This is a genomic window from Mesorhizobium sp. LMG17149 (genome assembly GCF_024518695.1).
Classification (GTDB): domain Bacteria; phylum Pseudomonadota; class Alphaproteobacteria; order Rhizobiales; family Rhizobiaceae; genus Mesorhizobium.
Genome location: NZ_JANIFL010000007.1, coordinates 1 through 14,021, shown reverse-complemented (window position 1 = coordinate 14,021; position 14,021 = coordinate 1). Strand labels below are relative to the sequence as shown.

Here is a 14,021-nt window from a genome sequence, read left to right as displayed (position 1 = left end):
GAAGCATCATTCGAATGCGGCTTGCGTCCACGATTGCGACTGGCCGTCGATCATGGCGACGCGGCCGCCGTCGCCGGTGTCGATGTAAATGCCGAAGCGCTTGTCCTGGCGCTCCCGCGCATAGCGGCGCAGCATGGCGCGCAATTCATGGGTGGCGATCCGCTCATAGGGCAGCGCGTCGACGGAAAAGAAGGCGTGGCCATCCGGAAGTGCTGCTTCAGCGCTCTCAAGGCTCAGTTCGGCGCGGTAGATGAGATAGCCCGGGTCGCTGTCGGCGACGTCGAAGACCGAATAGAGGAAGGTGTTTTCAGGGACGAGGGTCAGCGCGTCGCCGCCATCGAGGACGAGCTGACTGTCGGCCTTGCGGCGCCGCGCCGTCGGCAGCACCCAACTTCCCTTGCCATCGGTGCGCAAGAGGATGCGGTCGCCGGCTTCGACAAGATAGCCGATGATCATGTCCTGCGAGGCCAGCCAGCCGGCGGGCAGCGGATCCTTTACGCTGGCGTAACGGCCGCGGCAAAACCCGAGCGGCGCCGATGGGCTGGTTCCGAAAGCCTGGACCCGGCCGATCAGGATGATGTGGTCGCCGGCCTCGATGCGGTTGTGAACGGTGCAGTCGAACCATGTCAGGCTGTCGGTGAGGATCGGCGCGCCGGTGTGGGCGCGGTCATGGTTGACCGACTGGAATTTGTCCGCCGCTTTGGACGCGAACACCGAAGAAACGTCGACCTGGCCTTCATGGAGGAAATTGACCGCGAAGGTCCGTGTTTCGTTGAATGCGGGAAAGCTCGCCGCCGCCTTGGCGACGCAGACCAGGAGCAATGGCGGGTCAAGCGAGACCGAGGTGAAGGAGTTGGCGGTCATGCCGCGCGCATTGCCGTCGCAGTCGCGCGTGGTGATAACGGTCACGCCGGTGACGAAGGTGCCGAAGGCACGACGCAAGGCGATCGGGTCGATCGTCCTTTGTACCACCGCGTCCGCCATTGCTTTCCTCCCATAGTGTCGGTTGAAACCTAGGCAAGAGACGGCCGGCCTTCTTCCTCCGATCTGTAGGAAAGATGTCGGGGCGTGCTGCTGCCATCCCGAGCAAGTGCAGGCGCAGCGCGCCTGCACTTGCGGCGGCTGCCGCGTCGAAACAGTGGTGGCGAGGTCAATAGAGTCTAGCGGGCTGTCGGCGCGCGGCTGTCGATGATGCCGCCGAGACGGATCGCGAGTTCAACCGCGAAGCGCTGTTCGGGCGTGTCGAGACGGATGCCGAACAGGTCCTCCATGCGCGACAGGCGATAGCGTAAGGTGGTGACATGCAGGCCGATCGCGTCGGCGCAGGCCTGGCTGCGGCAGCCCTCGCGCAGATAGGCAAACAACGTCTCCAGATAGGGCGTGCCGTGCTCGCGGTCATGCGCGATCAGGGCGCCGACACTTTCGTCGACGAAGCCGCGCACGTCCGGAGCGTCGGCAGCGGCGACCAATATCGGCAGCGGACCGAAATCCTGGCCGGCAAAAACGCCGGTGCGCCCAAAGGAACGGCCGATCCGGATCATGCGGCGGCACCGCTCCCAGGCGATGGGATAATCGACCAGCGCGGCACAGGCCTCGGAAAGCACAACCACCGGCTCACCTTCGAAATAGCGGCCAAGCCCGGCCGCAATCTTGTGCGGCAATTTCGCGAAGCGCGCGCCATCCTGTCCGGTATCGGCCGGGACAAGACAGACAAGCCCATCCTCCACCGCGATTGCCGTGCCGGCAATGCCGGCCTGCTGCAGCAGACGCATGACCTCATGATGCGGATCGGCAAGGCCGATGGCACCGTCCTGTTCGGCGAGGTCGACGACGATCATCTTCTGTGCAACGGTCAAGTCGAGCCCCAGCCGGCGGGCGCGACTGACGATATCGGCCTCGTCGCGCCAGCGGCGCTCCGCCACCTCCAGGAAAAGCTCGGTCAGCGAGCGCGTCTCGAAACGGAAGCGCACGAAGCTGCGCATCATCTGCACGCTGAGTGCGAATTTGGTGCTGTCGAGCAGCATCTGATCGAGTTGACCAGACTCGTGAGGCGTCGGGAAAATCATCAGTGCGCCAACCACTTCGGCGTCGATGCTAAGCGGCTCGATGCGCACCGAAAGCTTGAGCTGTCGCTTGCCGTCATCGACGAACAGCGTCTCGGTGTGACGCCCGTCGGACGCGCCGCGCGCTATCTTGAAGATCTGCCGGCTGAGCGTTCCGCTCACCGCCTGCTGCCAGGAGGCGGCGTCGAAATGCGCCTCGCTCGGGGAACGGCCGGCGACAACCAGATTGGCATGGAAATCGATCACCACCACAGGATTGGGTAGCAGCTCGCTGACTTTATCGGCGAGCGAGGCCACCGATCCGTCCGACAAGGCTTGCTGCAGAAGCGAGGTGTGCGCCGATAGGGCGCGCTGCAGACGCTCGCCGGCCTGCTTCTCCTGGCGCAGCCGATGCTGCTTCTCGACCGCGATCTCACCCAGATGCACGATCATGCCGATGAAGGCGATATCCTGCGCCGTCACTTCGGTGATCTCGCGCGAAACGACGGTCAGCACCATCGGCCGGCCGTCTTCGTCGACGCAGTTCATCGGCATGACCAGAACACTGCGGTAGTCGCGCTCGAAGGCTTCTCGGCGGTAGCCCGGGAACTCCTCCGATACGCGCGCGTCCCTGATGTAGACCGGCTCGTTGCGGTTGAGCGCGACGATCGAGGGACTGGTGGCCAGCTCCCAACGGTCCGGCAACGTGCGGTGAATGAGCGTCGGGTCGTGGCGCACGATGACATAGGCGTGGCCGTGGGCGGCGTCGATGCCCATGATCGAGCCTAAAGTCCATTGGGCATGACGACAGGCCGCCAGCACGAGGTCGCGCAGCACGGACTGGAGATCGCCGCCCGAATTGATGAGGCTGGCGGCGTCCCGCAAGGAGAGAATTTGCGATTCGTGGTCCACGCCTGATCTTCCGCCGCTCGCGAAGGGCGAATTTAAGCCGTCGCGGATATACGAACGCTACACCGCTTCCAAGCGGGACGCACGCCGTTTCTTCCTACGAACCGGAGGAATACCAGACGGTTGGCGTGCATTATCTTGAGCTTCCACCTGGGGAGGCCAAATCATGGAATTGCGAAAAGTCAGCACCTTCATCGAGGAAGTGCACATCGAAGGCGGCAAAGCGGGTGCAAGGCCGGTAACGTCGATCGTGGTGGCAGCCGTCCTGCGCAATCCATGGGCCGGGCGTGGCTTCGTCGAGGATTTGCGGCCGGAGATTGTCGCCATAGCGCCCCGGCTGGGGCAGGAACTCACGAGCCGCCTGATTGGATTGATGCAGGCGGAACGCATCGAAAGCTACGGCAAGGCGGCTGCCGTCGGAACCGCCGGCGAGATCGAGCATGCCTCCGCCATGATCCATACGCTGCGCTTCGGCAATGTCTTCCGCGACGCCGTCGGCGGCACGACCTATCTCGAATTCTGTAACACCCGCAACGCGCCGGGCGCGCTGCTATCGCTGCCGATGATGCACAAGAGCGAGAACGGTCGCCGCTCGCATTTCATCACCGCCAACTTCCAGATCGCCGACGGCCCGGCTGCCGACGAGATTGTCGTGGCCATCGGTGCTGCGGACGGCGGCCGGGTTCACCCACGGATTGCGGACCGCTTTCAGGACATGAAAGAGATGGAGCAGGAAGCAGCGATGTGAGGCTTGCGCTGGGTTCCACAACATCACCGTGGGTACCACAGCATCACCAATGTTCAGAGCCGGCGAATGCTGATGATGATCTCGCGGCCTATTTCGAAGAGCTTGCTAGGCTGCAGTGCAGGCTCTCCGGACCCGAAGGTGCTTGGCGAACTGCACAGGCGTCCTTGCCGTTCATCTCCGGCCATCGATGCTGTCGACATGCGGCGTTGCGATCCGGCACCTTTGATGCCGGAACTATGGCGGTAGCTAGTTTGCCAGTACCCTCCAATTGCCTGCCTCTTCAAGAGCCCGCTACGCCGGTGGCGGGCTTTTGCTTTGTTGGTGCGCAAGCGTCAGGAAGGCAGTCGCCGAATTGGCGGGAACAATTTAGCGAAAAGTAAATTCAACGGTCTTCTGGTGGGAGGCCAAAGTGTCCCAGCGAAGCATCGACAAAGACCGATTGGATCGCGCAGACCGCGAGGCAAAAGTTGATAACGCGGCCGAGAGAGAGGCGCGTTTTTTAAAGACTGCGCGACTTCGAGAACAACGCCTTGCTGCCGAAGCCAAAGGTTCCCAGGCTTCGAAGAAGGGGCGATCCAGGAGCTAAGGCGCTTAGCCGCCGACGCCGACCGTCAGACAGCGACGCCCTTCTGACGGAACATTACGCTACGCTAATAGTTCTGACGCGCCGGAGCGCCCGACGATCCGGGCACGTCATCCTTGGCCCGCCGCTGCGGTAAATGGGAGGCGAGTTCTTTACATTCGGCCTGCGCGAGGCCCGCTCGACGCGTGAGTGAGGGAGACATCATGGATCCCGAAAAGCCCAGCATTTATGCGCCGTCCGCCGAGCTGCTCGCTGCCATGGCTAATGAAAAGCGCCTTCTCGCTCTAATCATTCTTGCCGACGGAGAAATATCCGTTTCTGATCTGGCGTCGCGATTAGGGCTTAGCAACTCCGCACTCTCCCAACATCTTAGCATAATGCGAGAATTTGGGCTGGTCACCCGGAGGCAGGAGCGTCAAAAAGCGTATTACTCGTGCACAGATCGTGCCCTGAAGGTGCTTGAACTCCTGGACTGGCTTGCTGAGAGGAAAACTCTGCCTGGCCGCGACCATCATCCATAAAGCCCGAGACCTTTGGAGAGGTTTCCTCTCGGCCTTCGCTCTAACGTGCTTCCCGCATTCGTGCCGGAGAGGCGTGCCAAGAGCGCTTGCGATGTCGCGACTTTAAGGCTCCTCATCTTCGTCCGGATGTGGAGATTTATACGCTTCAGCCCCGCCGCCAGCGATGGCGGCGGGGCTGAATTGGTTCGTTCAGTCGTAAACCTTGATGATTTTTCGGGTGCCTGGGTCCACCAGCACCGTGCGGTTGTCGACCACCACATAGCGGTATTTGACGTTGGGAACCTCATGGATCTCAACCGTGTCCGGCAGAGCTGTCCCGACATTCAGTTCCACGCCGGGGAGCTTGACCGACGCCAGGGGCTGCTGCTTCACATATTCGCGGATGACGGTGTCTTGTTCCGGCTTGATAATGATGTCGTCCGCGGCGGCTGAGCCGATCCCAGCCAAGAGCAACATCGCTGCTGCGGTGTTCTTTAGAAGCATGTTCATATCTGCACTCCGGTAGGGACTGGCGCAACACGATCGTCGTCCCGCGCCGCCCGACAACTTGAACATGGAGCCGCCCTAGACGTTCCGCCTTAGGTACTTAGGTCTAGTCCCTTTGGGGCCTAAGTCTGGTCCTAGAACACGCATTGGTCCTGTCAGAGACAGCGACTGGAACGCCTGCCTCCCGCGGCTGTTGTCTCTCGAACTTGGGAGAAAGCAGATGGATAAAAGTGCTGGCCAAGCACGACGCCGATAGCAGGTTCGCGAGCCGCCCAGCTGCTCGCGAACCTATATCTTTAACTTGGAGTAGGTGACCTGATGTTGCGCGACAAAGAGAGTCGGATCTTAGAGGCAGGCTTACTGGCAGCAGTGCCTATTTGTGTGGCGATTACCGCACTGGTCGCCTTGATGACTTTGGCCCGGATATGAATCGGTTCCTTTTCGCGGCCTCCGACTTCCTATCTCGGCCGCCGGGCTTCTATGTCATTCTCATAGCAATGGTTTTGTGCACCGCCCTGGTGCCCTTTGGTCTGACAAGTGCGATTACCTACGCCCTGTCGGTTGCCGCCATCGTGATCACTGGTGTTGTCCTTCTACAAGGCTATCGCGACACCGCCGCCATTCACGCCAAACTCGATGAGATCATCGTTTCACTGAATGAAACCAGAAATGACGTTGTCGGATTGGAGCACGCCGAGCCGGAGGAGATCAGGGAGAAGCTTGTAGAACTCGAAGCAGAGGCGTCCCGAACGATCGGCGCTGCCAGGCGCGAACTTTCGAAAGCAACAGGAGAGAGATCATGAACAATATCATTTGGCTCGTCGGTGCGGTGGTCGTCGTCTTGGCAATTTTGAGTTTCTTTGGCCTTCGGTAGGGCGGCGGCCATTTCCGCCGACAACCTGAAGGCTTACGGGACCAAACTTGGCGTCGCAAAATTGCTTTTCATGAATGACAATCATCCGCCCCCCGACAAGTTGGTGTCCGATCCACCGCCAGATTGGCAGGGCGTGCTTTTTGCCACCGCTGCCCTCGTCTCATCCTTATGCGCCCTGCTGCTGGCATTTTGGATGTCTGTTTGATCGCTGTCGGACAGGCCCATTGTCCGATAGAGAGCCAAAAAGTTTGGCACCAAAGTTGCATTGACAAGTTGGGGCGGATGAAGCCCGCCGCTTCGCAAATGAGGCGGCGGGCTTTCATAAGTTTAACCCTCAGAAACGAGCAGCGGCGGGTGCTTTGGCCGTTCGCGCGATCACTTGGCGGAGGTTACGCATGTCGACCCGCCGGCATGCCGGTTAGGCGGAGTCTGGGCGCGACCTACGTCTTTCCGCCTTTGTGGTGCTTTTCTGACCGGGCGCTTCTGCTTCAGGCTCTTTGCCGGATCGCACACCGAACTCTTCACCGTTGGATTTTTCGCCCTCAGTTGCGCGGCGGAGACCTCATTCACGAATGTAGTGTCATGTGGGATTTCCAAGGAGGGCATCCGAATATCGGATGTCAGTCCACTGGCCAAACGATCATAAGCATCGGCACGGCAACAATGACTACGAGAAAAGATAGGGGCAGTCCCAGACGGGGATAGTCGCTGAAGCGGTAGCCACCCGGCCCCATGACAAGCGTGTTGCACTGATGTCCGATCGGGGTGAGAAAGTCACAGCCGGCGCCAATGGCGACAGCCATCAAAAATGCTTCCGGCCGGTAGCCCAGATCACTAGCAAACTCGGCGGCGATAGGCGCCATGACAAGGACGGTGGCGGCATTGTTGAGGAATGGCGTAACGGCCATGGCGGCGACAAGGATGAGCATCAGTGCGCCGGACGCCGGAAGGAGTGTCCCCAGCCTAGCAAGCTCGCCGGCAACTACTCCCGTCGCCCCTGTACTGCGCAGCGAATCGCTCACTGGAATGAGAACGGCCAGCATCACGAGGATAGGCCCATCGAGCGATTGGTAGACGTCGCGGAGCGGAATGACCTTGAAAAGCACAATCGCGACAGCGGCCGCGAAGAAAGCGACGGAGACTGGCAGCAGCCCAAACGCCGTCGCCACCATAGCGAGAGCAAGGATTACTACCGGCACGATACCCTTGCGGACGCTACCAAGAAGGATAGCCCTTTCTGCCAGCGGTAAGCAGCCGAGTTCACGAAGTATCTCGGGCATCCTGGCTGCACTGCCCCGCAAAACGACAACGTCCCCGAGCCTCAGCTCGACTTCGGCCAGCCTGCGGTCGAGGCGCTCCCCGCGACGGCTGACAGCCAGGAGGTTGACATTGAAGCGATCGTAAAGGGCAAGGCGCTGGGCGGTCCAGCCGATCAAAGAGGAGCTTTCACCGATTACGGCTTCGATAGCGACCATTTCGTTGGTGGTGTCGTCACCAGCGACCCTATCCCCGGTCACGCTGAGCCTGCCCTGGGAGACAAGGCGATCCAGCGCTTCTGGGTCGCCTTCGAGCAACAGGATGTCATTCACCTTGAGGATCGCGTCGGGCAGTGGCGTCATCCGCATCGTGCGATTGCGCAGAATCGACGTCACGATTGCATCGCCGCCGGCGAGCTTCATGAGGTCTGCGACGGTTTTCCCGAGCACCGTGGAGTCAGCGACAATTCGAGCCTCTGTAAGGTAGTTCTTGATGTCGAGGGCTTCGTTCAGTGATCCGCCAAGCTTTTCGCGCACCGGCAACAACCAATAGAAAAACAGCAGGAAGATCGTTCCGGCAGCGGCTATGGCAGCTCCAACAGGTGTGAAGTCGAACATTGTGAAGGCGGTTCCGGTCAGCTCCTCTCGTACTCGGGACACAACGATGTTGGGAGATGTTCCCACCTGCGTCATGAGACCGCCGAGCAGTGACCCGAACGCCATAGGCATCAGAAACATCGAGGGTGAAATGTTAGACCGGCGCGCGAACTGGAAGGCGATCGGAATCATGATAGCGAGCGCCCCGATATTCTTTACAAAGGCAGAGAGGATCGTGACCACGATCACCAGCAGCGCCAGTTGCGACCGAACTCCCGATAATTTCGGAGCAAAGCGCTTGATGGCGGCCTCCATGATACCCGAGCGTGCTATCCCTGCGCTCACCAGCAGAGCGCTGCCGACAATAACCACGATATCGTCGCTGAACCCGCTGAAGGCTTCGTCAAGAGGCACAATGCCAACCGCGAGAGCAAGCAACAGTGCCGCGGCCGCGACCAGATCATATCGATAGCGACCCCACACGAACGCTGCCATCATCACGAAGGTTACGGCGAATGACAAAATCTGCGGCGTCGTCATGTCTTCGAATGCCCCAGCCGCCAATGCGACTGATCAGAACGGCCAAACCGCCCCTTTTGTTGCTTTGCTGATTGCGGCTTTGCCAGCACGATCCTGAATGCCATCGGGCGATGGCCGCTGGCCCACGGCTTCCAGCGCAGATGCCTGCGATCGTCAACTTTCAGGCAATGGCAAAACTGACCTTACGACCGATTTGAGACGCATTGCTGACAGGCATTTGTGGAACGGGAGCGGAACGGCGACTTCTGGCAAATGACAAGCGATAGCAGAAATTCGTCAGTTAGGGTCGGCGTCTCTGGCTGGCTTGGATGGAACATATAGAGGGCCAGAAATGCACAGGTCGGATGGGAATGCGGAGACCCTCCAGATTCCGGGCAGCTCCTGTCTCGGCTTTGCAGGCCCGACCATCTGTCGAATGGCATCGCGGAGAGATTACGGACTCAGTTACTTCTGGCGAAAGGCGGAGTGGAACGACACAACCAACGGACCTAGCACATAGTCGAGCGCGGTGCGTTCCTCGGTGACGATCATGACTGACGCCGGCATGCCCGGATAAAGCGCAATCTGTGGGGCTGCAGCCAATTCCACCGGGTCGACTGCTACGTCGGCAAGATAGTAGGGAAACCCGGTCTTGCTGTCGGTAATGCGATCCGCCGAAATGCGGGTGACGCGACCATGAATTATGGGTATTGAGCGCTGTTTGTAGGATGTGAAACGAACTTCGGCAGCCATACCGGGTCGCAGGTTCGATATGTCCTCGACGCGAATCTGAGCCTGGACGACCAGCGAATTTTCGGTCGGAACGATATCGAGGATAGTCTGGCCCGGCGAAACGATCGCGCCGATCGAGAAGACGCTGAGATCCATCACTTGGCCGTCATAAGGCGCGCGCACTTCGGCTCGGTCCATGGCAGCCTGGGCGGCAAACATCTTGGGCACAAGGTCGGCAAGGTTCGATTGCGTATCGATCAGCATGGCTGATAGTTTGGCTCGGCGTTCATAGGTCAATTGGGCGATCTGCCCGTTGAGTTCGGCTTTGCTCTGTTGGCTGCCGGCTATAGCGCCGAGGTTCTCGTCGATTAGGCCCTGCAGATCCGAGGCCGATCTTTCCAATTCCAGAATGCGCGGGCGGGTCGTCAATCCAGCCTTGAGCAGCTTTGACAGGCTGGCCTTCTCGTCGATGGTCGATTGCATCTGGGCCTGGTAGGATTGGACCCGAGCCTGCTTGCCCTGGATCTGCTCCTCGAGCTCGGCGATCCGCCGCTCGAGAATCTGCCTGGCGCCGGCCATCGAGGCGCGCTGGCTTTCCAGGTCGGCGATCTGGTTTGCCATCGCATCCCTGAGGTAGGCCTCGTGCTCCTTGAGGATGTCCTTGGGAAAGGCAACAGCCTCGCTGCCATCCAGTTCGGCCCGAATCCTGGCATCGGTTGCACGCAGCAGCGCATATTGCTGGGCATAGAGATTGAACTCGGATCGTATCCTGGTGTCGTCCAGCTTCAGCATTATGTCGCCCTTCCTGACGACGTCGCCATCCTTGACGCGGATTTCCTTCACCGTTCCGCCGTCGAAGTGCTGTACGCTCTTGCGATTGCCTTCCACCTTGACGATGGCGTCGGCGAGCACGGCGCCGTTCAGTGGGGCAAAGGCTGCCCAGCTGCCGAAGATACCGAAGAAGGCAACGATGATCAGCAGGCCGATATAGGCTGGCACCCGGATCGAATCCGGAGCGAGGATGCCGGTTTCCCCGGGCAGGCTTCGGTAGGTAAGGGCGCCGTCGCTCATCGCTCTCTCCAAACACGGCTCATTGCGTTACCACCGCCATTGGAGCCGCGCGCTGGTTGAGCAGCGCCACGATCTCGTTTCTCATGCCGAAGGCCTCGACCGCGCCATCGCGCAACAGAAGGATCTTGTCGACATTCGCCAGGGTCGAGGGCCGGTGCGAGACGATGATCACCGTGCTGCCCCGCCGTTTGAGCTCGATCGCACACTCGCTCAGCGCGCGGTCGCCATCGGCGTCCAGATTGGAGCTCGGCTCATCAAGAATAATCAGGTTCGGCGTTCCGAACACCGCACGAGCAAGAGCGATCCGTTGCCTATATCCTCCCGACAGCACTGCGCCGCCTTCGCCAATCTGGGTCTCATAGCCTTGCGGCAGGCGGATGATCATCTCGTGCACGCCGGCGAGTCGCGCGGCCTCGATGACCTCCTGGTCGACATTGGTCTTGAAGCGGCCGATGTTGGCGGCGACCGTATCGGAGAAGAGTTCGATATCCTGCGGCAGGTAGCCGATGTGGTCACCAAGCGCGTCGTGTCCCCAATGCGACAGATCGGCGCCGTCCAGCCTGACGGTGCCGCGGCTGGGTTGCATGACGCCCGCGAGATGACGAGCCAGCGTTGATTTGCCGGCGCCGGACGGGCCGACAATTCCCAGCGCCTCGCCTGCGTCCAGCCGGAATGATACGTCCCGGAGCAGCACTTTCTGCTGGCTGGCAATTGCAAAGCTGATCTGCTCGACCGAAATCTTGCCGGTTGGCTTCGGCAGGTTGAACGATCTTGCGTTCTGCGTGCCCCCGTCGACCAGTTTGTGAACCCTCGCCAGCGCCGCCCGCGCCAGGATCAGGCTGCGCCAGAGGCCAACGATCTGTTCGACGGGCTGCAGTCCTCTGCCCAGCAATATGCTGGCCGCGAACATCGAGCCGGCTGTGGTCTGCCGTTCGATCACCAGATAGGCGCCGAGGCCGAGGATCAGCGACTGCATGGTCAAGCGAAGGAACTTGATCATCCCCGACATCAAGGCGGCGCGGTCGCTGGCTTGCGTCTGGCGTTGAAGCGCCAAGCTGCGGTCGCGTCCCCAGCGGCGGATGAGGCCTTCGATCATGCCCATGGCGCGAATGACTTCCGAGTTCCTCAGGCTCATATCGGTGAAATTGTAGTTGGCCGTCGCCAAGTCGTTGGCCTGCTTGAGCGGGGCGCGCACCAGATATTCGTTGAGCACCGCCATGGTGACGAGCAGCAGCGACGAGCCGAGCGCAAAGAAGCCGAGCCAGGGGTGCAGCAGGAAGATGATGGCGATGTAGATGGGCGACCATGGCAGGTCGAACAGCGCATTGATGCCCATGCCAGTTATGACCTGCCGGAACGTGTCAAAGTCACGCACCGGCTGGCTCTGAGAGGAGCCCGACTGCGTGGTTTCGACCGACGCGGCCACGATCCTCGCGGACAGCAACCGGTCGAGGCGTACGCTAGCCCGGGTCAGGATCGTGGCACGCATGAGGTCGAGACCTGCCAGCGCAAGGAACGCCGCCAGGAGCGCGATGGTAAGCATTACCAGCGTAGTCTGGCTACCGCTGGTCACAACACGGTCGTAGATCTGCAGCATATAGAGCGGCGAGGCGAGATAGAGCAGGTTGATCGCCAGGCTGAAGCCTGCCGCGATCAGGAAATAATGACGGCACGCCAGAAGGGCGTCCTTCACAATCTGCGATTTTCTTTCGAGACTCAAATACCCAGCGGAGAACCGCCCCCCTGTCCACCTGTATGCCGATATTATCCCCGATCCTTCAGCCGGCCACGCGGCCCGTCGGTATTCCCGTCGTAAACCTTAACGCGGAGGCCCAATCACATCGAGCAACGAGGTGAGCCGCAAAGCGACTCACCTCCTGGTTTCAAAGCACGAAGTCGCTCGCCGTCAGTCCGAGCCCGGTACCGGTCAGCGTGATCTGGAAATCGGCGCCTGTGTTGCCGGTTACGTCCGCACGGACGATTGTGTTGCCGCCACTTTCCGACCACGTGATACTGCTGGCGACGGTATTCACATTCTGCCCTCCGAACAGGAACGCCTGATCACCGGCGGCTCCGCTGGCGTCGATTGAGGACAGGTCGATCTTGTCGACCCCATGCACGAAGTCGGTGATGGTGTCGAAACTGCCGGCACCCGGCGCAGAATCCGCAACGGCTGATCCGTAATAGAATGTGTCGGCGCCCAGACCGCCGCTAAGCGTGTCGGCGCCGGCACCACCGACCAGCCGGTCATTGCCGTCGCCGCCGGACAGGGTGTCATTAGCGCCTTGGCCTAACAGCGTGTCATTGCCGGCCAGGCCAAAGATCTGGTCCGCCCCGCCATTGCCGTAGAGTATATCGTCGCCGCCTACGGGGTTGCTGAGATTGTCGCTTGAGTTGCCATTGCTGCCGGTGATGACCTGGAAAGTTTCGGAATACTGGTAAGCAGGCCCGACCGGATCGCCGACCTGCGTTGACTGCACGGTTATGGAATACGCCTTGCTCGGCGAGAGATCTCCCGAGCTCAACGTGTTGCCGGCGATCGAAAACAGTCCAGGGTCCGATTGCGAGGTGATGCTGTAGACGAAGCCGCCGGGATCTGCATCGGTTGCGGACAGTGTTCCCGTGAACTGGAACGAACTGAAAGTCACATTGTCCGTCGTAGTGCTCGGTGTGAGCTGAATGTCCGTCGGAGCAAAGCGCGGCGGGGCATCGGCGGTGCCGAGGACGTCGATGGCGACCGACGTGTGGGTGCCGTCGGCGCTGACCACATCGAAGTTTTCGGTATAGTGCTGGCCGGCGACGAACTCGTCATGGGCCGAGCTTGCCGTGTAGGTCCACGCACCAGCCGCATTAATGGCGAAGGTGCCGTAGGTACCGGCGGTGGCGGCCTGGGCGACGAAGGTTGCGGGGCTGTCGACGTCCGAGATGGTCAGTGTGCCGGAAGTCGAGATATCTGCTGCCGAGTTGGTCTCGGTCAGGTTGGCCGAGGCAGACGATAGCACCGCCGCGTCGTTGGCGCCGTGGATGGTGATGTCGATCACCTTCTGTGTGCCGTCGAGGGTGGTGACCGTCACCAGTTCGTGCAGAATGGTGTTCGCTCCGGTGCTGTTGAGCGCCTGAACGGCCGCGTTGGCGTCGTCCAGGGTGTAGCTCCAAGCGCCGTTCACGTCCATGGAGAACGTGCCATAGGTCTTGGCGACGGCGGCCTGGGTGTTGAAGGTCGCCGTATTGTCGACATCGGTCGCATTGAGATCGCCGGTCGCCGGCGAGGTGCCGGCCGTGGCGTTGGCAACGCCGGAGGCTTCGGTCAGCGAGCCGCTGGCATCGCCGGTGATCACCGCCGCGTCGTTGGCGCCGTTGATCGAGATGACGATGTCCTTGGTCGTGCCGTCGGCGGTCTGCACGGTGATGGTGTCGGTGAGTGCCGGATCGCCGGTGTTGAGCGCCTGGACGGCGGCATCATCCTCGTTGAGCGCGTAGCTCCACTCGCCGGCCGCATTGATGGTCAGCGTGCCGTGGGCACCGTTGGTCTGCACCGAGAAGTCGGTGCCGCTGTCGACATCGCTGGCGTCGAGATCGCCGGTCGCCGGCGAGGTGCCGGCCGTGGCGTTGGCAACGCCGGAGGCTTCGGTCAGCGAGCCGCTGGCATCGCCGGTGATCACCGCCGCGTCGTTGGCGCCGTT

The 14,021-nt window shown here is 60.9% G+C and carries 10 protein-coding genes; 3 read left to right on the top strand and 7 right to left on the bottom strand.

Going from position 1 to position 14,021, the window contains the following annotated elements; all coding sequences use genetic code 11:
* Positions 1–6: 6 nt before the first annotated feature.
* The gene (locus NP945_RS17470) at positions 7–984 is read right to left on the bottom strand and encodes a flavin reductase family protein (RefSeq protein WP_256747062.1); all 978 of its coding nucleotides are present in this window, start codon (positions 982–984) and stop codon (positions 7–9) included.
* A 176-nt stretch (positions 985–1,160) separates the two neighbouring features.
* On the bottom strand, positions 1,161–2,954 hold the full coding sequence (locus tag NP945_RS17465) for a helix-turn-helix domain-containing protein (RefSeq protein WP_256747061.1): 1,794 nt from the start codon (positions 2,952–2,954) through the stop codon (positions 1,161–1,163).
* A 163-nt stretch (positions 2,955–3,117) separates the two neighbouring features.
* On the opposite strand from NP945_RS17465, the gene NP945_RS17460 reads away from it, so the two are divergent.
* Together NP945_RS17460 and NP945_RS17455 are read left to right on the top strand one after the other, a co-directional pair.
* Positions 3,118–3,699: an amino acid synthesis family protein gene (locus tag NP945_RS17460; protein WP_256747060.1), complete on the top strand. Its 582-nt coding sequence runs from the start codon at positions 3,118–3,120 to the stop codon at positions 3,697–3,699.
* Positions 3,700–4,485: 786 nt separating this feature from the next.
* On the top strand, positions 4,486–4,803 hold the full coding sequence (locus NP945_RS17455) for a helix-turn-helix transcriptional regulator (RefSeq protein ID WP_164748698.1): 318 nt from the start codon (positions 4,486–4,488) through the stop codon (positions 4,801–4,803).
* A 189-nt stretch (positions 4,804–4,992) separates the two neighbouring features.
* Here the strand turns inward: NP945_RS17455 and NP945_RS17450 are convergent, their stop codons facing one another.
* Positions 4,993–5,292, bottom strand: a complete 300-nt coding sequence (locus tag NP945_RS17450; RefSeq protein ID WP_256747059.1) for a DUF1236 domain-containing protein — start codon at positions 5,290–5,292, stop codon at positions 4,993–4,995.
* A gap of 422 nt (positions 5,293–5,714) precedes the next feature.
* Here NP945_RS17450 and NP945_RS17445 point away from each other — a divergent pair, with 422 nt between their 5' ends.
* Complete coding sequence (locus NP945_RS17445) at positions 5,715–6,092, top strand: low affinity iron permease family protein (RefSeq protein ID WP_256747272.1); 378 nt, start codon at positions 5,715–5,717, stop codon at positions 6,090–6,092.
* 691 nt (positions 6,093–6,783) lie between these two features.
* On the opposite strand, the gene NP945_RS17440 is transcribed toward NP945_RS17445, so the two are convergent.
* The 4 genes from NP945_RS17440 to NP945_RS17425 all read right to left on the bottom strand — a co-directional run.
* Complete coding sequence (locus NP945_RS17440; RefSeq protein WP_256747058.1) at positions 6,784–8,556, bottom strand: SLC13 family permease; 1,773 nt, start codon at positions 8,554–8,556, stop codon at positions 6,784–6,786.
* Between the two features lie 444 nt (positions 8,557–9,000).
* A complete protein-coding gene (locus NP945_RS17435; protein ID WP_256747057.1) occupies positions 9,001–10,338 on the bottom strand; it encodes an HlyD family type I secretion periplasmic adaptor subunit in 1,338 nt (445 codons plus the stop codon).
* A gap of 19 nt (positions 10,339–10,357) precedes the next feature.
* On the bottom strand, positions 10,358–12,031 hold the full coding sequence (locus NP945_RS17430) for a type I secretion system permease/ATPase (RefSeq protein WP_256747056.1): 1,674 nt from the start codon (positions 12,029–12,031) through the stop codon (positions 10,358–10,360).
* A 190-nt stretch (positions 12,032–12,221) separates the two neighbouring features.
* A partial coding sequence (locus NP945_RS17425) for a VCBS domain-containing protein (protein WP_256747055.1) occupies positions 12,222–14,021 on the bottom strand: 1,800 nt, incomplete at its 5' end.